The following is a 19,443-nucleotide window of genomic DNA, read 5'->3' on the forward strand; positions in this document are numbered from 1 at the left end:
TCTCGATAAGCTGACTGAACGTCCCGTCTGATCCGGCCGGAGCGGCCAGCAGCTGGCGTCGAGCCGACACATGGGTGGCGATGCCATGATGCAGCCGGCGAGACCACGACGCAGCATTGCCGCATTCTCGATGTCGGTGCGCCCCGATGCCGCCGGCGGTAAGATCGACGTCCTCCCATCACGAAGCCCGATATGTGAACGCCTTCACTCGCCTCCGGAGCGTGTTGGCCCTATGACATCGAACCGGCAGACCGACGCGCTTGGCTCGATCTGCGCGAATCATCCAAGCACCTTGATCTCGCTTGCAAGAAGAATGGATAGCTCGTTGCCCTTTCATCGAGCCCCAAGCCGGGGAGCCCATTGCCATGAGTTCGGACCAAGCCACAGTTTATGTCGTTGACGACGAAGCCCAGATTCGAGCCGCGATCGGAAGTCTCTGCGAGGAGACCGGGCATCAGGTGAAGTTGTTCGCCTCGACCGACGAGTTCCTCACCGAGACCGTTTCGCCCGGGCCGTCATGCCTCGTGCTTGACGTGAGGTTTCCCGGCACGTCGCCGACCGGGCTCGAGCTTCAGCGCCGGCTGGCCGAGACGGGCGTGTCCATTCCGATCGTCTTCATCAGCGGCTACTCCGACGTCCGCGTCTCGGTCGAGGCGATGAAGCGCGGCGCGGTCGAGTTTCTGCCAAAGCCGTTTCGCGAGCAGGAGATCCTCGATGCGATCAGGCACGGCATCGAGCGCGACCGCAGGCGGCTGCAACGCGAAGACAGCGTCCGTGAAGCCCGCCAACGCGTCGAGACGCTGACGGCCAGAGAGCGCGAGATCATGCTGCTGATGGCCGAAGGGCTCGTCGCCAAGCAGATCGCCGCACGACTCGGCGTGAGCGAAGTGACCGCGAAGGTCCATCGCGCCAGGATGATGCGAAAGCTGCAGCTGCGTACGCCGATCGAGGTGGTGCGCCTGGTCGACAGCATGGGGCGCCAAGCCGAGACGACACGCAGCGTCTAGTCCGTAGCGACTAGCATGAACTGCAGTCTGTCGCGCCGGCCAGGATCGGTTCAGTCTCACCCCTACGATGTCGGCCTCTTTCCGGGAAGGCATCCGAAACCAGTCAGACAACTTGGCCAGAAAGGGATACTCCATGCGTAAATTGTTTTTTGCTTCCGTTGCCGTGTTCGCTCTGTCCTCCGCAGCTCAGGCCGCCAACACCTCCACCACGGTGCAGGTCGGCGTCGTGAACTCTTCGAGCGTTTCGCAGCAGGGCCTCACCAACTCTACCTCGTCGACCAGCCAGCTCGGCATCATCAACGGTGCGACGACGATGCAGGGCACCAGTGCTGCCTCGCTCAACAACGGCAGCACCGTGAACCAGATCGGCGTGCAGAACACGGCGGCCACCGGCCAGGTGGCGCTCGGCAACAACGGCAGCGCGATCACCCAGAACTCGTTCGGGCCTGCCGCGCTCCAGAACAACTCCGCCGCCGTCGGCCAGCTCAGCGTGTTCGGCATCAACGGCAGCACCGTCTCGCAGACGGCGAACTGAGGCACGGTTGGTTTGGGTCGGACGCACCCAGGTTGGTGCGTCCGGGCCACTCTCTAGAGCACCGCTACCGGGCAGGACGGTCAATTGCGACGCCGGCTCATTCTCGCGGAGGACAGGACATGCGGATCACCTATTTCATTGCAACTCTCGCAGCATTCGGTGCACTGACGGCAGCCGATGCCCGGGCCGGCAACTCGGCCAGCGTGCTGCAATTCGGCACGACCAACTCTTCGTTCATTTCGCAGAGCGGCGGCACCAGCAACAGCGCCACCACGATGCAGTTCGGCGCCACCAATGCCGCGACGACCTTGCAGACGGGCTCGCTGCTCACCGTCAACACCTCCGTGATCGGGCAGGGCGGCACCACTGCGACCGCAACCAATACCGCGCTGACCGGCCAGGTTGGCGGCTCCAATTCGAGCCTGATCGGCCAGATCGGCGCGAACAACACCGCCGGCGTCGGACAGCTCGGGATCCTGAACGGATCGACTGTCCTCCAGCAGGTTCCGTGAGCAGATCCGAAGTGGTGAGGCATGTCATGAAACGTCATCTCGGCGGCGCATGTGCCGCAACGCTCGCTCTATACCTGGCCGGCGCCCTTTCGGCGCAAGCGCAGACGGCCGACATCAAGACCATCGTGTCGGTCGGCGGGCCGCCCGTGGTGCTGAACCAGAACAGCCAGCTCAACATGGCGGGCGTGTTCATGATCGGGGGCACGACCAGCGCGACGGTCACCCAGAACGGCACCAACAACGCCACCGGCGTGCTGCAGTTCGGCGGAACGAATTCCGCATCGATCGGGCAGGCCGGCGTCAACAACTTCGCCTATGTCGGCCAGGCCGGCCAGTCGGCGACCAGCCTGATATCGCAGCTCGGCGCGATGAATGCGGGCACGGTGGCGCAGTTCGGCACCGTCAACGCCTCGACCATCGTCCAGACCGGTCCCTGACGCGCGAGCGATCTCGCCAGTGTCGACAACGAACGGGGAAGCGCGATGCGAGGCGGCAGACAGGTGCTGAGGCGGGCTTTGGCCCTGGCGGCGATGCTCGCCGCCGTCGGTGCGGCGACGCCGGCAAGCGCGGGGACCGTCCAGCGCAGCGTGACCAACCGGAACGTAAGCATCCAAACGGTCGTGCAGTTCGGCGACAATGTTCAGCCTGTCACGATCGAGGAGAACAGCCGCATCAACATCGCGCGGGTGATCCAGATCGGCGGGACCGGCACGGTGGACGCGACCATCATCCAGAACGGCACGCACAACTATGCCAATGTGATCCAGGTCGGCGGCACCACCAATGCGGCGATCGGTCAATCCGGGGTGAGCAACACCGCCGAGATCACCCAGATCGGCAATTCCACCAACGCGCTCCTGCTCCAGATCGGCGACATGAACACGGGAGCGGTGAGGCAGTTCGGGCGTTTCAACTGGCTGGCGATCTTCCAGTTCGGCCGATGATGGAGGTGTAACATGAAGCTGCTTCTGCTCGCATCCGGACTGGGATTCATGAGCGTGGTTGCAATGGCGCCGGCCGGCGCCGGCGACGGTCACACCACCGTGGTCCAGGACGAGAACGGCACGTCGGTGATCACGCAGAGCGGTGATCCGGCGGAGGCCGAGGTCACGATCGACAAGGAGCCCGGGCGCACGACGGTCACCCGCCGCAGCGGCGGCAACACCGCGATCGTGACACAGGGCAGCGCAAGCCCGCATGACATGCTCGACTGGCTGCGCAAGCTGCAGGGCCACTGACGCACGAAGCCATTGAAATGAGAGAGGAATTCCGGGCGTTCTGCCGCACCTTGTTCCCGGTTATTCGCGTGCCTTAACCAATAATTAATTATACGTTTGCGGGTGGGCGACAGCCCGGCCTAGCCTCCTTTCGGGGAGCCGCTATCGCGAAGCCAAACGAGTGTGGTGCGTATCATGATTGCCAGATCATATAGGGCGTTGTTCGCCTCGCTCAGCGCAGCTGCGCTGCTGCTTAGCTCCAGTGACAGTCTTGCCGGACCCGCCGGCGCCACTGCGTCAGGCGTCGCAACTGCCGCCGCGCCGCCGGCTGCGGCACGTCCGGCGATCGGGCCGGGCGCCAGGTTCCACCGCCGCAGCGCTCCCTGGGTCTATTGGCCGGGCGGCGGCAGCTACTTCTACGACGGCGCCGGCTACAGCCAGCCCTTCGCCGATGTGAACCAATCGCTCTCCGCCGATGTGCGCTACACCTACACCTATGATGTGCCCTGGGACTGGACGCATCGCTATCCGCCGAACGTCGTGCCGTCCAATCGGCCCTACGTGCCGAGCTGCCCGACGGAGCAGGTGACGGTGCCCGGCCGTGGCGGCAGCGAGCACACCGTCAACATCATGCGCTGCTATTGAGCTAGCCGAGTTCGAAGCTGGTGACGCCGAAGACGCGGTCGATGCGCAGCGGCGCGATCGGCCCCGTATACATCCGCGCCGTCTCGAACACCGGCTCGAGGCCGAGCGCCTCGGCGAGCGCGATCGCGACGGGATTGACGGCGGGGACGTCGAGGAAGACCTCGCCGGCGCCCGCGCTTCCGAGCAGCGCCTGCACGACTTGATCCGCGGCGTCGCGGTCGTCGGCGACGAGCGGGCCGATCTTGTAGCCCGTCCGGCAGGGCCGGATCACACCCCATGCAGCGAGCCTGCCCTCGCGCAGCAACGCGCGGCCGACATGACCTCGCGTGTTGATCCAGACGCGCAGGAAGGCGCTGCGCGCGGCGGGGAATACACGGGCGTCATCGGCGTCCACCAGCGCAAACGGGACCTTGTCGAGCGCCACGACATCGGCAGACGGCTTGACGGATTCCGCAACGGTGCCGCCATAGCGGATATTGGCGTAAGCGAGCTGGAAACCCGACTTCTTGTAATTCTCCTGCTGCGCCACGACGCCGTCGAGGCCGATCACGCGCGCGCCTGCATGCGCGATCGCGGCATTCCAGATGCGCAGGCCATGGCCCGCGCCGCGAAAGCGCTCGCGCACGATGTAGAAGCCAAGGAAGGCGAAGCGGTCGTCGTAATTGACGCAGGAGACGGTCGCGACCGGCTCGCCGTCGATCTCGCCGACGAAGAAGCCTCGGGCATCGGGGATCGCGAAGCAGGCGGCATCCGCCAGCCCCGGATTCCAGCCCTCTGCAGCGGCCCAGTCGACGGCGAGGGCGATTTCGTCGGGGCGCAAATTGCGGATCTGCAGATCACTCATTTCAAGCGCCTCATGATGGATGTCTTCGGCCATGGACCTGCCGACGCGTCTGGCTGTAGAAGGCCTCATGATAGGCCGAGCCTGCAGCTCGCCTCAACTAAAGGGATCATCGGATCATGGCAGTAGAGAAGGTTGCGCTCGTCACCGCCGGCGGCAGCGGCATGGGGGCGGGGGCTGCGCGGCGGCTGGCGGCGGACGGGTTTGGCGTCGCGATCCTGTCGTCCTCGGGCAAGGGCGAGGCGCTGGCGGCCGAGCTCGGCGGGCTCGGCGTTACCGGCTCGAACCAGTCGAACGACGACCTGAAGCGCCTCGTCGAGGCTGCGATGGCGAAGTGGGGACGGATCGACGTTCTCGTCAACAGCGCCGGGCACGGGCCGCGTGCCCCCATTACCGAGATCACGGACGAGCAGTGGCACACCGGCCTCGACACTTATCTCTTGAACGTGATCCGTCCGACCCGGCTGGTGACGCCGCTGATGCAGGCGCAGAAGGGCGGCGCCATCATCAACATCTCGACCGCCTGGGCGTTCGAGCCCAGCGCGATGTTCCCGACCTCGGCGGTGTTCCGCGCAGGGCTCGCCGCCTTCACCAAGATCTTCACCGACGCTTACGCGGCCGACAATGTCCGCATGAACAACGTGCTGCCGGGCTGGATCGACAGCCTGCCGCAACAGGACGCGCGGCGCGACAGCGTGCCGATGAAGCGCTACGGCAAGGTCGAAGAGGTCGCGGCGACAATCTCGTTCCTGGCCTCCGACGGCGCCGCCTACATCACCGGCCAGAACATCCGCGTCGACGGCGGGCTGATGCGCTCGGTCTGAGCGGCGGCCTCAATGTGAGGCGATGAGCCGCGCCAGCTCCGGCAGGATCTTGTAGCGGGCGATCTCGTGCGGATACTCGCCGCGATTGGCCAGCAGGACGATGCCGATCCGCCGCGCCGGCACCAGGCCGATATAGCCGGAGGCGTTGTTGAGGCCGCCCGGCTTGTCGACGATGGTGACGCCTGGAACGCGCACGGTCTCCCAGGCCGGGCCCTGTCCGAATCTTTCGTCGACGCGGAAGGCCTCGCGCTGCGTCAGCCGCAACGCCTCGCGCAAATGCGGGTCGATCGCGCGGCCGTCGACGCAGGCGGCCGCGAAGGCGGCAAGGTCGCGGGCGGAGGCGAACATCTGGCCCGTGCCGGGAAAATCGAAGTAGCTCTGCTGGTTGCCGATCGGCCCGATCGCCATGCCCTGGTCGGAATAGCCCTGGACCACGCGCTGCATCGCCGCCGCGTCCATGACGGCGCGATGGTCCGGACCGCGCTCGGGGAGGAAGGTGGAGCCCATGGCGAGGGGGCGGAGAATGCGGTGCTGGATCAGCGCATGGATCGGCTTGCCGTAGCAACGCTCGAGCACGAGCTGAAGCAGCACATAGCCGGCATGGGTGTAGACGCGTTGCCGGCCAGGTGCGATGCCGGGTGCCGGCGTGAAGGCGTTCAGCAGGGCGATGAACTGCTCGCGCGTAAACTCTTCGTTCGGCCAGGGCGGATGGTCGGTCGGCAGTAGCAGGCCCGACGTGTGCGTCGCCAACTGGCCCACAGTGACGTTGCGGATGTAGTTGCCGCTCAGCTCGGGCAGGTATTTCGGCAGACGATCGTCGAGCCGCAGCTCGCCGCGCAGCACGCCGAGCGCCACGAGCGTGGCCTCGAACGGCTTTCGCAACGAGGCGAGGTTGAACAGCGTGTCGGGCGTCACCTTCTGTCCGGTCGCATCGTCGGCGAACCCGTAGTTGAAGAACTCGACATGGCGCCCGGCATAGAGGGCTGCGGCGAGGCCGCCCGCATGGTCCGCCGTCGCGGTCGGCACCAGCTCGCCGGCGACGATGTCGCGCATTTGCGCAATCATGTCGGAATCGGCCGAGGCGCGGCGCGGGCAAAGCGCCATCGCCATCGCAATGGACGCGGCCTGGGCGAAGCCTCGCCGGGTGATCGGGGATGAGATGACAACGGGCGGCACGTGCTCTGATCGATCATGCTGATGCGCCCCGGACATGGTTTAGCGAGAAGACCGCGAGGTCCCAATTCACGATTGCGCGTTGTGGGTTCCCGTCATCCGGGCTGCGAAACTGAGCCGTCAGGCTAACAATTGTTGACGGCCGCGACCCCGGCGTGTATAGTTAGCTTCATGGCTAACCAATTATCCAATCTCGACCAGATCTTCGCCGCGCTCGCCGATCCGACGCGGCGGGCGATCGTGATGCGGCTGTGCGCGGGCGAGGCGTCGGTCGGCGAGCTCGCCGATCCCTTCGACATGGCGCTGCCGAGCTTCATGAAGCACATCCACGTGCTCGAGACGAGCGGGCTCGTTCAGTCCGAGAAATCGGGACGCGTGCGCACCTGCCGTCTCAGCGCGGATGCGCTGGTCGGCGCCGAGGATTGGTTCCAGCAGCAGCGCGCGGTCTGGGAAGCGCGGCTCGACCGCTTCGAGGCCTATGTGATGAAGCTCAAGAAAGAAAGGGCGGGCGTCAAGCGGCCGTCCCGAACAACCAAACGGAAAGGTTCCTGACAATGACTGGTTCTGCCAACCCCGCTCTGTCGCAATGGTCGCTCGACCGCGAGATCGTGATGTCGCGCGTGATCGACGCGCCGCGCGATCTGGTGTTCGAGGCATGGTCCGATCCGAAGCATCTGCCGCAATGGTTCGGCCCGAAGGGCTTCAAGGTCGAGACCTTCGAGATCGACGTGCGCGTCGGCGGCGTCTGGCGCTTCAACATGATCGGGCCCGACGGTACGGTCTATCCGAACCGGATGCGCTTCCGCCGCATCGAGCGGCCGTCGCTGATGGAGATGGATCACGGTACAGACCAGGATGACGATCCCCGCATGTTCCGCTTCACCGTCACCTTTGCCGAGCAGAGCAACGGCAAGACCGTGCTGATGATGCGGCAGCTGGCCTCGAGCACCGAGCAGCGCGATGGCATGATCGGTTTCGGCGCCGTCGAATACGGCTACCAGACGCTCGACAAGCTCGCGGCCTATGTGGCGGGCATGAAGCGGTGAAGGCAGTCCCGCCATTCCCGGGCCCTGAGATGGCGAGCCGGGAATGACGGCGTGCGCGAACGCATTCTGATCAAGCCGCCGTCGAAATGGCGGCTTGCCTTGTACAGGTCAGGTCAGCGCGTTGGTGACCGGCGGCTCCTGCATCTGCTCCACTTGCGCGGCGCTGTCGGGACGTGCGGGTCCAAGCACGGGCTCGTCGCCCAGCGGCTCGAAGGCGGGGCGGAAGCTGAATTCGCCGCGGCCGTCGAGCGACGGACCTTCGTTGTAGCGGCCTGGCTCGAGCGGCGCTCCGCTGCGCTCGGTACCCATGAACATGTAGCTGAACTCGGTCGCTTCCTTGCTCCGGTCGAAGCTGTTCGGAATCGGCAGCGCGGCATCTCCGCCCAGCTCCTCGATCACGGCGAGCCATTGCTGTTGATGCATGGTGTCGCGCGCGATCAGGTAGCTGAGCATGTCCTGCATGCCCGGATCGCTCGTGGAGTTGAAGAGGCGCACCGCCAGCGTTCGGCCGGTGGCTTCGGCGGCCACGTTGCAATACATATCGGCGGCGAGATTGCCGCTGGCGTAGATGTGCGAACAATCGAACGGGACGCCGTCGGCGTTGGCCGGGAAGGCCGCCATGCCCGTCGACAGGATATGCCGATGCAGCATGCCCTCGATCACGTGTCGCGGCCGCTCGCCGCCGGACATCACCGCGCCGACGATCGGATTGCCCTGCATGCTGCTCTCCTGCATCGTCGCCGGTGCATTTTCCAGGTTCAGGGCGACCGCGGTCGAAAGCATCTCGATGTGGCTGATCTCCTCGGTTGCGGTGTTGAGCAACACGTCGCGATATTTGGCCGGAGCTCGCGCGCCCCAGGCCTGGAAGAAATATTGCAGGCAGACGCGGATCTCGCCCTCCACGCCGCCGATCGCCTGCTGCAGCTGGCGGGCGAAGATCGGATCGGGCTTCTCGACCCTGACCGGGTATTGCAGTCGCTTGTCGAAATAGTACATGCGCAACTCCTTTTTGTTCTGTCGGTATTGGCGCAATGAAGCCCGTGGGGTTGCGTTCCTAATCATCTGCAATCGCAGCTCAGGATCGCTTCCAAACTCGCCGACCGCAGAGCCGAAACGGACGCGGCCCCCGCGACCGTTCCTATGCGCGTCGATGGGAAGGCACGGCGACCTCGTCGAACGATCCGGCGATGCTCGCGTCGACCAGCACCCAATTGCCGTCGTTGGTCAAGGTGCCCGCCACGATGATCACGTCGGATTGCCGCGGTGAGGCCCGCGACATCAGATGGTCATTGTCGTTTGGGTGAGGGCGCAACTTCGCGCTGTGACCACGCGCTGCTGTGAACGGCGGGGCGCAGCCGGCGTTCCCGCGGTCGAAGACCACGTTTGCGTTTGGCTATCGCAGGTTAGCGCTGGGTCCTTCGGCCGGAACAGGCGACGAAGACATGGTCTCTCCTGCGGCAATCAGCGCGGCCGTGTTAGGAACAATCGCCCGTGCTTCCCGGTTGCGCGAACGACGCCAGTCAAATGGAGAACAGGAAAATGGCCAATGCAGCCCGCGATACGTTCGTGGTGGGACTACGCAATGCGCATGCGATGGAAGTGCAGGCGCGAGAGTTGATGGAGCGCCAGTCGGAGCGGCTGGACGAATATCCCGAGGTCAAGGCGAAGATCACGGCGCACCTTCAGGAGACCAATGAGCAGCTGCTTCGCCTCGAAAAGTGCCTGGAAGCCTGTGGCGAGAGCACGTCGAGCCTGAAGGATACGGCGCAGTCGGTGATGGCCAACATGATGGCCATGGCGCATTCGGTTGCCGGCGACGAGATTCTGAAGAACACTTTCGCGAACAACGCCTTCGAGAATTTCGAGATCGCCGCCTACAAGTCGCTGCTCGCGCTGTGCGGCGCGGCCGGCATGCCGGAGGCGAAGGAGCCGCTCGAGACGTCATTGAAGGAGGAGCAGCGCATGGCGGCCTGGATCGATTCCAATGTCGAGAAGGTCACCATGGAGTACCTCACGCATCAGCGCCAGGCCGCGTAGTTCTTCGCGTTCCTCGCTGACAGCGAACCACCGGCGCGCCCCGCGGCCGGTGGTTTTTTCGCGCCGCCGGGTTCCCTGCCATCTGCGCGTGAGCCTAGGAACGATCGCTGCGATCAGGCTTTGGCAGTGATGACGCACATCATCTTCAGCGATTACCGCAATCCGGCGGCGGAGCAGGCCTACGAGATCGCCTGGGACTTTCTTACGCGAACGGGCGCCATCAGCGACGAATTCGACGCCTGCGTGTTCCTGGCGCAGCGCATCACCGTGATGGTCGAGGAGGGACACACGAATCGGATCCGCATGGCCAACCGCGCGATCTCCGAATACCAGCGCCATGCCGCGGAACGCGACGATCTCATCCGTGGCGGCGGCCGTTACGCCGAAAGGCGTTGAGCGCCGGCGAAGCGGGTTTACTCCCTGGCTTCGTCCGTGACGATGTCGCCGAGCTTCTGCCAGCGTACGCCGTCGAACTGCACCATCTGGAACTGCTTGTTGACGCGATAGTCCGCTGGCGTGGTCGTGACCGAGATCCCCGGGAGCGTCAGGTCGAGCTCGACGTTCTTAAGGTTGGCCGCCTGTCGCATTACGTTCTCGCGCGTCAGATCGTCGCCGCATTGCTTCAGCACCTGCACCAGGAGCTGCGCGGTGATGTAGCCATAGACGTTCAGGTTCGAATCCCTGTCGCCCTCCGGGTAGTACTTCGCCATGAAGGCGAGGTAGCGCTTCATGCCGGGGTCGTCGTTCCATTCGGGGTCGGCGGCATCCTTGACGTAGCCGACGCTGATGATGCCCTTGGAATTATCTAGCCCGGCGGGCTTCAGCACGGCGCTGAGCGAGGAGGCGTTGATGTCGATGATGTGCAGCGCCTTCCAGCCGATCTCGGCGACCTTCTTGATGGCCTGCGCGGCCTGCTTCGGCGTCGTCGCGCTGAACAGCACGTCGGCGCCTGCATCCCTCAACCGCAGGATCTTCGAGTCGATCGTCGGCTCGCCGATCTCGTAGGAGGTCTCGGCGACGACCATGTTCGTCTTGTCGCCGAGGCCCGCCTTGAGGCCGGCGAGATAGTCCTTGCCGAGATCGTCGTTCTGGTAGAGCACGCCGATCTTGGCGTTCGGATGGTTCTTCAGGAGGTACTGCGCGTAGATCCGGCCCTCGACGAGGTAAGAGGGGTTGAAGCCCATGGTCCAGGGAAAGTTCTTCGGATCGGTGAAGCGTGCGGCGCCGGTGGCGGCGAAGAGCTGCGGGATCTTCTTGGCGTTGAGATATTTCTGGACGGCGACGTTCGGCGCGGTGCCGATGATCTGGAAGGTCAAAAGCACTTCGTCACTTTCGACGAGCTTGCGGACCTGCTCCACCGTCTTCGGCGGCGAATAGGCATCGTCATACTGGATCAGCTCGACCTTGCGGCCGTTCACGCCGCCCTGGTCGTTGATCATCCTCATATAGGCGGCCTGGGTCTTGCCGATCACCGCGTAGGCCGAGGCCGGGCCGCTGAGCGGCACGGTCTGGCCCACCTTGATCGCGGTGTCGGACGCGCCGGGATCGTATTTCTTTTGTGCCTGCGCTGCCGCGACCGAGAGGAGAAGGGCGGAGGCTGCGATGAATTTGGTGACGACGTTTTTCATGTCGGTTTCCTCCAGCAATCCTCATTCGCCCTTGAGGCCGGCGTCGCGGATCAGCTTGGTCCATTTCTGCGTTTCGGCGTCGATGAACTTGCTGAACTCGGCGGCGGTGCCTGGGCGCACTTCGAGGCCCTGCGCGGTCAGCTTGTCCTTGATCGCAGGCTCGGCGAGCGCCCGCAGAACCTCGGCCTGGAATTTGTCCACGATGGCGCGCGGCGTCGTGGACGGCACCATGAAGCCGTACCAGCCGGCCGCAGCCACATTGGGAAAGCCCTGCTCGCGCAGCGTCGGTGCCTGCGGATACAGCGCGCTGCGCTCGGCCGAGGCGACGCCGAGCACGGTGAACTTGCCGCTCTGGATGTAGGGCAAGGCCGTCGGCAGCGCGGTCAGTGTGGCGTCGACGCGTCCGGCGAGCAGCTCGGTGTAGGAGGCCGCATCGCCCCGGAACGGGATGTTCAAACCCTTGACGCCGGCGTCGCGGAACAGGAGCTCTCCGGCAAGATGCGGCTGCGAGCCGGCGCCTGGGGAGGCGAAGGTGAGGCCGTCGGGCTTGGATTTGCCGTAGGCGATCAGGTCGGGAAGCGTCTTGAACGGCGCGTCGGCGCTGATGATGAGGAACAGCGGCGCGATCACCACCATCGCCACCGGCGTCAGATCCTTGCGCTCATAGGTCAGCTTGCCGAACAGCGCCTCGGCGGTGGCGTAGGGCGCCGCGACATAGAGGATGGTGTAGCCGTCGCCCGGCGCATGGGCGACCATGTCGTTGGCGATGCGCGTGCCGGCGCCCGGCTTGTTCTCGACAATAAACTGCTGACGCAGGCTGCGGCCGAACTCTTCGGCGAGCAGACGCAGCGAGATGTCGTTGGACCCGCCGGGCCCGTAAGGCGAGATCAGACGGACCATGCGCGAGGGCCAGGCGTCCTCGGCATGTGCCCTCATGCCTGAGCCGGCCGCGAGCCCGCCCGCGATCGTGCCCAGCAGAGCTCGCCGCGTCACCTTGAACGATGCCACTGTTGTCTTCCTCCCTGTATTTGTTTCTCTTTTATCTGCCGCTCTTACGACCTCAGATCACCTTTCGTTGGGTGAGCTGCTCGATCCTGGCGTCCGAGAGCCCGAGCCAATCCCGGTAGACCTCGTCATTGTCCTGGCCGACGTCGCCCGCAGCATGGCGCAGGCGCGCGGGATCGACGGTGAAACGCGGCACGACATTGGTCATGGCGACCGTGCCGAAATCCCGGTCGGCAACGCGCGTGATCACCTCGCGCGCCTTCACCTGCGGGTCGTCGGCGATCTGATCTATCGAATAGATCGGGGCGAGCGTTCCCTGCGCGGCGTTGAAGCTCGCGAGGACCTCGTCGAGGGGGTGCGCGGCGCACCAGGCCGCAAAGATGTCGTTGAGCTCGGCGGCGTGCTGGACGCGCTGCTCATTGCCGGCAAAGCGCGGATCCGCGATCAGATCGGGGCGGCCGATCGCCCGGCAGTTCGCTGCAAAGAGCGCGTTGGTCGAACCTGCGAGCGTGACCCAGTGACCGTCGCGGGTGCGAAACACCGCGGCCGGTGCTGAATAACCATTGGCGTTGCCGATGCGGCTGCGAACGGTGCCGAGCTGGTCGTGCTCGATGGCGAGGACGTCGAGCAGGCGGAAGGTGGCTTCGGTCAGCGCGAGATCGATCTCCTCGCCCGGCGCATCCGGGTCGCGCGCCCGCTTCCACAGCGCTGCCAGCACGCCGACGGCGCCGAACAGGCCGCCGATCGAATCCCCGATCGGGTATCCGGGATGGGTCGGTTCGCCGCCGCTCTCGCCGGTGATGTAAGTCAGTCCGCCCATGGCCTCGAAGATGCGGGCGAAGCCGGGGCGCTCCCGATAGGGACCATCCTGCCCGAAGGCGGTGGCGCGCAGAATCACGAGACGCGGCTGGATCGACCACAGCACCTCCTTGGGAAGCCCCCAGCGATCCAGCGTTCCCGGACGAAAATTCTCGATCAGCACGTCGAAGCGTGGAAGCAGCTGCTTGAACAGCGCAAGCCCTTCCGGCGTGCGCAGATCGAGCGTGGCAAACTTCTTGTTGCGGTTGGCGGCCTTCCACCACAGCGGCTTGCCGTTCTTGAACGGCGGAAACGACCGCACGCCGTCGCCGTGCCCGGGCATCTCGATCTTGAGCACGTCCGCGCCGTAGTCGGCCAGCAGCGTGGCGGCGAACGGCGCGGCGATGATCGTCGCGATGTCGAGAACCTTCAATCCTTCGAGCGGTCCAGCCATATCATGTTCCGGCGCTTATGATTTTCTTGGTTTTGCGCGGCGGCGGCTTGAGCTCGGCCTGCCCGACCATGGCCCGGATGCCATCGGCGAGCGCCGCGATGCGCGGACCGATTTCGCCCTCGAGCTGCCCGGGCTGCAGCCGGAAGGCGGGGATGCCGCAATTGATCGAGAATGATTGTTTCGCTTCGCCGATATGAAACAGCGGCGCGGCGACGGCATGGATCGAGGCTATGTACTCGCCCCAGCAGGTGCAGAAGCCGCGGCTTTTGCATTGCGCGATGCCGGCGCGGTATTTGTCGCGGAGCGCCGACCACAATCCGGCATCCTCGGCGGCGAGATTGCGTTCCAGCCGGTCTGCATCGGCCGGCGGCAAGGTCGCCGCCGCGGCGCGGCCCATGGCGGTCATCACGACGGGAATGGGCATGCCGATGTCGGGCACGTGCGGGCCGACATCGCCGGAGCGCGCGGTCTCGACATAGATCATCGACGTCGCATCGAGCAGGCCGATCGACACCGTGCCGCGGACGCTGTGCGCCAGCTCCTGCATCATCGGCCGCGCCACCTGGCGGAATTGCATTCCGGCGAGCAGGGGATGCGCCATCCGCAGCGCCCGTGCACCGACGCGGTACTTCGACCGCTCGGCGTCGTAGCGGAGATAGCCGAGCTCGGCCAAGGTATGGGTCAGCCTCGCCACCGTCGGGCGCGGGATGCCGGTCAGCGTCGACAGCTCCATGTTGCCCAGCAGCGTGCTCCCGGCCTTGAACGCCTCGAGCACGACGAGCCCCTTGGCCAGAGTGGTGGCGAAAGCGGCGTCATCCGCGCTCTCGGCCAGCACGGCTGCGGCAGAGGAGAGCGGGCGCTGCGGCTTGGGTGAGTCAGTCGGAGCCATCCCCGAATATCAGACGGACGGATTTCAAATGTCCAATAGATTCGCCATCCATGGGAAAATTGTCCGATATGTGGACACTCGGCTCAGCGCTTCTTGCGCCTTCCGGGCACCGCTGGAACGACCGGGCACACAGATTTTTGTCGTGATTGCCTGTCGTTCCGTGACAGGATTATTACGACGACGTGTCAGATCGATAATTTTTGCGGAGCGGTTCATGTTGCAGTGGCAGGCGCGGTCAAATCCCCTGGCGTGGTGGTGGGGATCCCTCACGCTTGTGAGCAGCGCCAATATCCTCGTCTGGTTCATGCTCTATCGTGAGTTCTATCCGACGCCTTCGGCCAGCCTCGGTGGCGGCTCGGACATCGGGCTGATGTTCCTGCTGTGCGCCGGCTATGTGTTCGGCTGCGCCTTCCGTTCGGTGCTGCCGCGCGCCGACGTGCAGCGCATCTGCCTGTTCGACACCTGGCTCTCCAGCGTCGCCGTCGGCCGGACGGTGGCGACGGTGGCCGAGCTCTGCTTCGCCGCGCAATGGGCCATCATCCTGCATCAGCTCGGCAAGATGACGGGCGCGGAGACCGCGGTGAACATCGCGCTCGTGATCGTGCCGATCATCATCATCGCGGAATGCTTCTCCTGGTACGCGGTGGTGACGACCAACTTCCTCTACAACGCGATCGAGAATTCGCTGTGGGCTGTGACCTTCTTCCTGGCCGGCATCGCGCTGTGCCGCCTGATGCCGGAATTCCAGGGCGTGGTGCGCTGGGCGCTGATGTCAGGCATCGTCGGCATCGCCTGCTTCCTCGCCTTCCTCATCACCGTCGATGTGCCGATGTATCTCAGCCGCTGGCGGGCAGGGCATGAAGAGGGCAACACATTCCTCGGCTTCCTCGAAGGACTGCATGACGTCTCGACGCGCTGGGTGGTGACCCATGACATCGCGCACTGGAAGGGCGAGCTGACCTGGATGTTCCTGTATTTCAGCGCCGCGGTGTGGTCGAGCCTCGCGCTCTGCGCGCTCTACGCGATGGAAGGCTATCTGACGCGCTATCTCGCCTGACGGTCAGATTCCAACTTGACGCGTTCTCTGAAGCGAAGCGGTATCCACTTCGCTTCAGAGGCTTTATTTGCCGACCAGGCTGCATTTGCTGCGATCGAGCGGGCGGAAGGCCTGGTCGGGCGGGATCGTCGCGACCAGCTTGACGAAGTCCCACGGGCCCTTGGATTCCTCCGGTGTCTTGACCTGCACCAGATAGAGATCGTGCACCATGCGTTGGTCCTCGCGAATGCGGCCGTTGGGGGTGTAGGCGTCCGACACCGGCGTCGCCTTCATTTTGGCCATCACGACGGCGCCCTCATCGGAACCGGTGTCCTTCACGGCCTGCAGATAGTGGCGCACGGCGGAATAGACGCCGGCCTGAATCTGCGAGGGCATCGCCTTGCGGCGAGCATAGAACGCATCGGAGAATTTCCGGGCTGCCGGCGAGACATCCTCGAAGAAGGAGGTGACGATGAGATCACCGCGCGTCGCTTTGAGCCCAACCGCCTCGATGTCGACGTTCTGGAACGACATCGGCACGATCTTCATGCCTTGGCTGGCGAGGCCGAACTCCTCGGCCTGCTTGATCGCGGTCGCGTTGTCGCCGGCAACGTTGATGGCCAGGATCTTGGCGCCCGACGACTGCGCCTGGAGCAGGAATGAGCTGTAATCGGGCGTGCCGAGCTGCGCCTTGACGCTGCCGGCGACCTTGCCGCCGAGTGCGGCGATGCGCTCGCGTGCGGTCACCTCGATCGAATGGCCGAAGGCGTAGTCGCCGGTGATGAAGAACCAGGGCTCCTTGCTGGTCTGCATGATGCCGGAGACCACGGCGGTCGCGGTGGAATAGGCGTCCTGGGTCCATTGCACGCTGGTTGGCGCGCACGCTTCATCGGTCAGCTGGTTCGCGCCGGCGCCGGAGATGAGGAATATCTTGCCGTTGCCGCGCACCAGCTCCTGCACCGCCAGCGCTGCGCCGGAGCTGCCGCCATCGGCGACGGCCTGGACCCCGTCGCTGAACCATTTTCGCGCCAGCGATGCGGCGAGATCCGGCTTGTTCTGGTGATCGGCCTGCAAGATCTCGATCGGCTTGCCGTTGATCTTGCCGCCGAACTCCTCGGCGGCCATTCGCGCCGCTTCGACTGAGCCCGGACCCATGGCGGTCGCGAACACGCCGTTCATGTCGGTGAGGACGCCGATGCGGATGGCCTCGCCCTTGATCTCGGCCCGCGCGGGGAGGGGCGCGAGCGCAAGTGCGATCAGGAGGGTGGCGGCGGAGGTGGTGCGGGTCGTGCCCATGGCGTTTCCTTGATGTTATCGTTGATTGATCGATGTTGACGGTCAGGCCGGTTCGGCGATCACCGTGTTGCGCAGGGTGCCGATGCCGGAGATCTCGACCTCGACGGTGTCGCCGGGGCGCATCCACAGCGGCGGCGTGCGCTTGGCGCCGACACCGCCCGGCGTGCCCGTGACGATGACGTCGCCGGGCAGGAGCGGACAGATGGTGGAGATGTAGGCGATCAGCTCGGGGATGGCTGTGATCAGGAGATCCGTCGTGGTGTTCTGCACGACGTTGCCGTTGAGCCTTGTCTGCAAGGTGAGCTTCGACGGATCCGGAATCTCGTCGGTCGTCACCAGCCACGGACCGAAACTGCCGCTCTCGGCAAAGGTCTTCCCGGCGAGGAATTGGCTGGTGTGGCGCTGCCAGTCGCGGATGCTGCCTTCGTTGTAGCAGGAATAGCCGGCGACGTGGTCGAGCGCGCGGCCAGGGGGGATGTGACGGCCCGCCTTGCCGATGACGAGCGCGAGCTCGCCTTCGTAGTCGAAGTCGTCGCTCACCCCAGGTTTGACGATGGGCTGGAGATGGCCGACCTGGCTACAGGCGAAGCGCGCAAACAGCGCCGGCTTTTCGGTGACGGTGCGGCCGGTCTCGGCGACGTGATCGCGATAGTTGAGGCCGACGCAGATGATCTTGCCGGGATCGGGAATCACGGGCGCGAAGTTGATCTTGTCGAGCGGATGATCAGGGGCCGCGGAGGCGGCCAGCCTTGCCGCCTCGGCGAGCTGACCGGCTTCGAGCAGCTCCCGCAGCGTGGTGCACCCCGCTATCCGCGCGCCGAGATCGACGACACCGTTGTCCTTGACGGCGCCGAAGGTGGGGCGTCCGTCGGCGAGGAAAGAAAGCAGCTTCATGAAATGTCCTTGACAGGGTTCGGTCAGGCCGCGGAGGGCGCTTGGGCTGAAGGAATTTGGGTTGGAGGCGCGATGGCGGCGCTGAGGCGGTCGAGCTCGGCCTCGTTGCGGGCGGAGCCGCGGATGTAACGGTCGGGACGAACCAGTGCGGCGATGATGCCGTGCTCGCGCAGCCAGGGCCCAAGATCGTTGGCATCGTCGCTGGTCAGGATCTTGATCCCCGTCTGCGACAGCGCGAGACGCGATGAGAGTGCCGCCGCCGTCTCGACGAGCAGCACGTGGTTGTAGCCGGTCCGGTCATCGCTGCGGCTGGCGTCGGTCAATGTGAACTGCGGCGCGAGATGTCCGGCGAGCGGCAGGTCGCCGAACACTAGTCCGGGGCCGAGCAGGGGCTTCTTCACGTCCAGCTTGACCGGCGCGTTCTCGCGCGCTTCGCCGGCGGCAAGGCCGGCCTCGATCGCCTTGGTGTTGATGACACCGCCGAGGCGAATGGCGAGCTCGATGAACGCGCGCACATGCGGCAGCCGTTCGCTCTGATAGGTGTCGAGCAGATCGGGCGCGGCGCCTTCGCGGATCACGCTCGCCAGCTTCCAGGCGAGGTTGGCGGCATCGCGAATGCCGGCGCACATGCCCTGGCCGAGGAACGGCGGGGTCTGGTGCGCAGAATCGCCCGCGAGCAGCAATCGCCCGTTCCGCCATTGCTGCGCGATGACCGAATGGAACGTGTAGACCGCGGCGCGCTCGATCTCGGCATCGGCGGGCGTGATCCAGCGCGACAGCAGCTCCCAGACCTTCGCGGGTTGCGCAACGTCCTGCGAATCCTCGTCCGGGAGAACTGTGATCTCCCAGCGGCGCCGCATGCCGGTGCCGCGTACATAAGTTGCCGGCCGCCTGGGATCGCAATGCTGGAGGCTGTAGTCACCGAGGTCGTCGCGCGCGCGATTGAGCAGGACGTCGATCACGAGCCAGCGCTCGTGGAAGCCGAGGTCGTCCATGCCAGAACCGATGAAGCGGCGCACCAGCGAGCGGGCGCCGTCGCAGCCGATCACGTATCCGGCGCGGACCTCGCTGAGCCTCCCGTTGGAGAGGTCTTCGCAGCGGACGCGCACGCCGTGCTCGTCCTGATCGAGCGCGAACACCTCGCAGCGGTTGCGCAAGGTGACGTGTGGCCAGCGGGCGAGGCCGCCGATCAACACATCCTCCAGATCCGGCTGGTGGAAGCGGTAGCTGAGATGCCAGCCCATCGGGGTCAGCGTCTGCGGACGGGACCAGTCCAGCAGCATGCGGCCGGCTGCATCGAGAAACAGCATGCCGGGACTGAGAATGACGTGCGGCAGGATCGCCTCGGCAAGCCCGATGGTCTGGAACACGCGCATGCATTCATCGTCGAAATGCACCGCGCGCGGCAGATGATAGGTCCGCGCCTCGCGCTCCAGCACCAGAGTCCGCACGCCGCACAGGCCGAGCAGGTTGGCGAGCGTGGCGCCCACCGGCCCGCGGCCGACGATCACGACGTCAAACTCTTCCGGGGTGGATTTATCTTGCATGGGGTATCTCTTCCCCAAGCAGGGCCGGCGCATCAACGCCGGCGCGGCAAGTGTCCGCC

General features: G+C 65.2%; 24 protein-coding genes. 13 read left to right on the forward strand and 11 right to left on the reverse strand.

The genetic code is table 11. The features are described 5' to 3' along the window. The first annotated feature begins 365 nt into the window (after positions 1-365). From I6F28_RS11230 to I6F28_RS11260, 7 genes are all read left to right on the forward strand, one after another. Positions 366-1,007, forward strand: a complete 642-nt coding sequence (locus I6F28_RS11230) for a response regulator transcription factor (protein WP_157280488.1) — start codon at positions 366-368, stop codon at positions 1,005-1,007. 133 nt (positions 1,008-1,140) lie between these two features. After that, positions 1,141-1,542, forward strand: a complete 402-nt coding sequence (locus tag I6F28_RS11235) for a hypothetical protein (RefSeq protein ID WP_036029057.1) — start codon at positions 1,141-1,143, stop codon at positions 1,540-1,542. A gap of 119 nt (positions 1,543-1,661) precedes the next feature. Then, positions 1,662-2,054 carry a curlin gene (locus I6F28_RS11240; RefSeq protein WP_036029059.1) on the forward strand — a complete coding sequence of 131 codons (393 nt, stop codon included), beginning with the start codon at positions 1,662-1,664 and terminating at the stop codon, positions 2,052-2,054. A gap of 26 nt (positions 2,055-2,080) precedes the next feature. Beyond that, on the forward strand, positions 2,081-2,491 hold the full coding sequence (locus I6F28_RS11245) for a curlin (protein ID WP_036029065.1): 411 nt from the start codon (positions 2,081-2,083) through the stop codon (positions 2,489-2,491). Positions 2,492-2,536: 45 nt separating this feature from the next. Further along, entirely contained in the window at positions 2,537-2,998 is a 462-nt protein-coding gene (locus tag I6F28_RS11250) for a minor curlin subunit (protein ID WP_036029066.1), read from the forward strand. A 12-nt stretch (positions 2,999-3,010) separates the two neighbouring features. Next, positions 3,011-3,292, forward strand: a complete 282-nt coding sequence (locus I6F28_RS11255) for a hypothetical protein (RefSeq protein ID WP_225139893.1) — start codon at positions 3,011-3,013, stop codon at positions 3,290-3,292. A 174-nt stretch (positions 3,293-3,466) separates the two neighbouring features. After that, positions 3,467-3,916 carry a hypothetical protein gene (locus I6F28_RS11260; protein WP_225139894.1) on the forward strand — a complete coding sequence of 150 codons (450 nt, stop codon included), beginning with the start codon at positions 3,467-3,469 and terminating at the stop codon, positions 3,914-3,916. A 1-nt stretch (position 3,917) separates the two neighbouring features. On the opposite strand, the gene I6F28_RS11265 is transcribed toward I6F28_RS11260, so the two are convergent. Next, positions 3,918-4,760, reverse strand: coding sequence for a GNAT family N-acetyltransferase (locus tag I6F28_RS11265; protein WP_225139895.1), 843 nt, complete (start codon positions 4,758-4,760; stop codon positions 3,918-3,920). Positions 4,761-4,876: 116 nt separating this feature from the next. On the opposite strand from I6F28_RS11265, the gene I6F28_RS11270 reads away from it, so the two are divergent. Then, positions 4,877-5,581, forward strand: a complete 705-nt coding sequence (locus I6F28_RS11270; RefSeq protein WP_036013481.1) for an SDR family oxidoreductase — start codon at positions 4,877-4,879, stop codon at positions 5,579-5,581. A 9-nt stretch (positions 5,582-5,590) separates the two neighbouring features. On the opposite strand, the gene I6F28_RS11275 is transcribed toward I6F28_RS11270, so the two are convergent. Beyond that, positions 5,591-6,757 (reverse strand): serine hydrolase domain-containing protein, encoded by a 1,167-nt coding sequence (locus I6F28_RS11275; protein WP_524536101.1) that lies wholly within the window; start codon positions 6,755-6,757, stop codon positions 5,591-5,593. A 168-nt stretch (positions 6,758-6,925) separates the two neighbouring features. On the opposite strand from I6F28_RS11275, the gene I6F28_RS11280 reads away from it, so the two are divergent. Both I6F28_RS11280 and I6F28_RS11285 read left to right on the forward strand, forming a co-directional pair. Beyond that, the gene (locus I6F28_RS11280) at positions 6,926-7,306 is read left to right on the forward strand and encodes an ArsR/SmtB family transcription factor (protein ID WP_225139896.1); all 381 of its coding nucleotides are present in this window, start codon (positions 6,926-6,928) and stop codon (positions 7,304-7,306) included. 2 nt (positions 7,307-7,308) lie between these two features. Beyond that, a complete protein-coding gene (locus I6F28_RS11285) occupies positions 7,309-7,800 on the forward strand; it encodes an SRPBCC family protein (protein ID WP_225124945.1) in 492 nt (163 codons plus the stop codon). Between the two features lie 108 nt (positions 7,801-7,908). Here the strand turns inward: I6F28_RS11285 and I6F28_RS11290 are convergent, their stop codons facing one another. Beyond that, entirely contained in the window at positions 7,909-8,796 is an 888-nt protein-coding gene (locus I6F28_RS11290; protein ID WP_225139897.1) for a manganese catalase family protein, read from the reverse strand. A 142-nt stretch (positions 8,797-8,938) separates the two neighbouring features. Then, positions 8,939-9,079: a hypothetical protein gene (locus tag I6F28_RS11295; RefSeq protein ID WP_225139898.1), complete on the reverse strand. Its 141-nt coding sequence runs from the start codon at positions 9,077-9,079 to the stop codon at positions 8,939-8,941. 260 nt (positions 9,080-9,339) lie between these two features. Between I6F28_RS11295 and I6F28_RS11300 the strand changes: the two genes are divergently transcribed. Together I6F28_RS11300 and I6F28_RS11305 are read left to right on the forward strand one after the other, a co-directional pair. Beyond that, positions 9,340-9,837, forward strand: a complete 498-nt coding sequence (locus tag I6F28_RS11300; protein ID WP_225139899.1) for a ferritin-like domain-containing protein — start codon at positions 9,340-9,342, stop codon at positions 9,835-9,837. Positions 9,838-9,966: 129 nt separating this feature from the next. Continuing rightward, entirely contained in the window at positions 9,967-10,233 is a 267-nt protein-coding gene (locus I6F28_RS11305) for a hypothetical protein (RefSeq protein WP_081493004.1), read from the forward strand. Positions 10,234-10,250: 17 nt separating this feature from the next. On the opposite strand, the gene I6F28_RS11310 is transcribed toward I6F28_RS11305, so the two are convergent. Genes I6F28_RS11310 through I6F28_RS11325 form a run of 4 tightly spaced genes read right to left on the reverse strand, consistent with a single transcriptional unit; the run spans position 10,251 to position 14,611 of the window. Beyond that, the gene (locus I6F28_RS11310) at positions 10,251-11,465 is read right to left on the reverse strand and encodes an ABC transporter substrate-binding protein (protein WP_225139900.1); all 1,215 of its coding nucleotides are present in this window, start codon (positions 11,463-11,465) and stop codon (positions 10,251-10,253) included. 21 nt (positions 11,466-11,486) lie between these two features. Continuing rightward, positions 11,487-12,473 (reverse strand): Bug family tripartite tricarboxylate transporter substrate binding protein, encoded by a 987-nt coding sequence (locus I6F28_RS11315; RefSeq protein WP_225139901.1) that lies wholly within the window; start codon positions 12,471-12,473, stop codon positions 11,487-11,489. A gap of 52 nt (positions 12,474-12,525) precedes the next feature. Continuing rightward, entirely contained in the window at positions 12,526-13,722 is a 1,197-nt protein-coding gene (locus I6F28_RS11320; protein WP_225132561.1) for a CaiB/BaiF CoA transferase family protein, read from the reverse strand. 1 nt (position 13,723) lies between these two features. Further along, on the reverse strand, positions 13,724-14,611 hold the full coding sequence (locus I6F28_RS11325) for an IclR family transcriptional regulator (RefSeq protein ID WP_225139902.1): 888 nt from the start codon (positions 14,609-14,611) through the stop codon (positions 13,724-13,726). A gap of 214 nt (positions 14,612-14,825) precedes the next feature. Between I6F28_RS11325 and I6F28_RS11330 the strand changes: the two genes are divergently transcribed. Next, positions 14,826-15,668: a hypothetical protein gene (locus tag I6F28_RS11330; protein ID WP_036013504.1), complete on the forward strand. Its 843-nt coding sequence runs from the start codon at positions 14,826-14,828 to the stop codon at positions 15,666-15,668. 63 nt (positions 15,669-15,731) lie between these two features. On the opposite strand, the gene I6F28_RS11335 is transcribed toward I6F28_RS11330, so the two are convergent. From I6F28_RS11335 to I6F28_RS11345, 3 genes are read right to left on the reverse strand one after another with little or no spacing between them, the layout of a single operon-like run. After that, positions 15,732-16,943, reverse strand: coding sequence for an ABC transporter substrate-binding protein (locus I6F28_RS11335; protein WP_225132560.1), 1,212 nt, complete (start codon positions 16,941-16,943; stop codon positions 15,732-15,734). Between the two features lie 42 nt (positions 16,944-16,985). Next, on the reverse strand, positions 16,986-17,837 hold the full coding sequence (locus tag I6F28_RS11340; protein WP_225139903.1) for a fumarylacetoacetate hydrolase family protein: 852 nt from the start codon (positions 17,835-17,837) through the stop codon (positions 16,986-16,988). A 23-nt stretch (positions 17,838-17,860) separates the two neighbouring features. Next, a complete protein-coding gene (locus I6F28_RS11345) occupies positions 17,861-19,384 on the reverse strand; it encodes a bifunctional 3-(3-hydroxy-phenyl)propionate/3-hydroxycinnamic acid hydroxylase MhpA (RefSeq protein WP_225139904.1) in 1,524 nt (507 codons plus the stop codon). Positions 19,385-19,443 lie beyond the last annotated feature (59 nt).

Origin of the sequence: Bradyrhizobium sp. NBAIM14 (assembly GCF_020193895.1) — a bacterium.
Lineage (GTDB): Bacteria > Pseudomonadota > Alphaproteobacteria > Rhizobiales > Xanthobacteraceae > Bradyrhizobium > Bradyrhizobium yuanmingense.

Excerpts from the sequence above, each read along its gene's own strand:
- I6F28_RS11310 (WP_225139900.1), bottom strand. The coding sequence starts at position 11,465 with ATGAAAAACGTCGTCACCAAATTCATCGCAGCCTCCGCCCTTCTCCTC.
- I6F28_RS11270 (WP_036013481.1), top strand. The coding sequence starts at position 4,877 with ATGGCAGTAGAGAAGGTTGCGCTCGTCACCGCCGGCGGCAGCGGCATG.
- I6F28_RS11255 (WP_225139893.1), top strand. The coding sequence starts at position 3,011 with ATGAAGCTGCTTCTGCTCGCATCCGGACTGGGATTCATGAGCGTGGTT.
- I6F28_RS11280 (WP_225139896.1), top strand. The coding sequence starts at position 6,926 with ATGGCTAACCAATTATCCAATCTCGACCAGATCTTCGCCGCGCTCGCC.
- I6F28_RS11240 (WP_036029059.1), top strand. The coding sequence starts at position 1,662 with ATGCGGATCACCTATTTCATTGCAACTCTCGCAGCATTCGGTGCACTG.
- I6F28_RS11290 (WP_225139897.1), bottom strand. The coding sequence starts at position 8,796 with ATGTACTATTTCGACAAGCGACTGCAATACCCGGTCAGGGTCGAGAAG.
- I6F28_RS11235 (WP_036029057.1), top strand. The coding sequence starts at position 1,141 with ATGCGTAAATTGTTTTTTGCTTCCGTTGCCGTGTTCGCTCTGTCCTCC.
- I6F28_RS11330 (WP_036013504.1), top strand. The coding sequence starts at position 14,826 with ATGTTGCAGTGGCAGGCGCGGTCAAATCCCCTGGCGTGGTGGTGGGGA.
- I6F28_RS11285 (WP_225124945.1), top strand. The coding sequence starts at position 7,309 with ATGACTGGTTCTGCCAACCCCGCTCTGTCGCAATGGTCGCTCGACCGC.
- I6F28_RS11260 (WP_225139894.1), top strand. The coding sequence starts at position 3,467 with ATGATTGCCAGATCATATAGGGCGTTGTTCGCCTCGCTCAGCGCAGCT.
- I6F28_RS11345 (WP_225139904.1), bottom strand. The coding sequence starts at position 19,384 with ATGCAAGATAAATCCACCCCGGAAGAGTTTGACGTCGTGATCGTCGGC.
- I6F28_RS11300 (WP_225139899.1), top strand. The coding sequence starts at position 9,340 with ATGGCCAATGCAGCCCGCGATACGTTCGTGGTGGGACTACGCAATGCG.
- I6F28_RS11245 (WP_036029065.1), top strand. The coding sequence starts at position 2,081 with ATGAAACGTCATCTCGGCGGCGCATGTGCCGCAACGCTCGCTCTATAC.
- I6F28_RS11320 (WP_225132561.1), bottom strand. The coding sequence starts at position 13,722 with ATGGCTGGACCGCTCGAAGGATTGAAGGTTCTCGACATCGCGACGATC.
- I6F28_RS11250 (WP_036029066.1), top strand. The coding sequence starts at position 2,537 with ATGCGAGGCGGCAGACAGGTGCTGAGGCGGGCTTTGGCCCTGGCGGCG.
- I6F28_RS11230 (WP_157280488.1), top strand. The coding sequence starts at position 366 with ATGAGTTCGGACCAAGCCACAGTTTATGTCGTTGACGACGAAGCCCAG.
- I6F28_RS11295 (WP_225139898.1), bottom strand. The coding sequence starts at position 9,079 with ATGTCGCGGGCCTCACCGCGGCAATCCGACGTGATCATCGTGGCGGGC.
- I6F28_RS11325 (WP_225139902.1), bottom strand. The coding sequence starts at position 14,611 with ATGGCTCCGACTGACTCACCCAAGCCGCAGCGCCCGCTCTCCTCTGCC.
- I6F28_RS11340 (WP_225139903.1), bottom strand. The coding sequence starts at position 17,837 with ATGAAGCTGCTTTCTTTCCTCGCCGACGGACGCCCCACCTTCGGCGCC.
- I6F28_RS11305 (WP_081493004.1), top strand. The coding sequence starts at position 9,967 with ATGACGCACATCATCTTCAGCGATTACCGCAATCCGGCGGCGGAGCAG.
- I6F28_RS11265 (WP_225139895.1), bottom strand. The coding sequence starts at position 4,760 with ATGAGTGATCTGCAGATCCGCAATTTGCGCCCCGACGAAATCGCCCTC.
- I6F28_RS11335 (WP_225132560.1), bottom strand. The coding sequence starts at position 16,943 with ATGGGCACGACCCGCACCACCTCCGCCGCCACCCTCCTGATCGCACTT.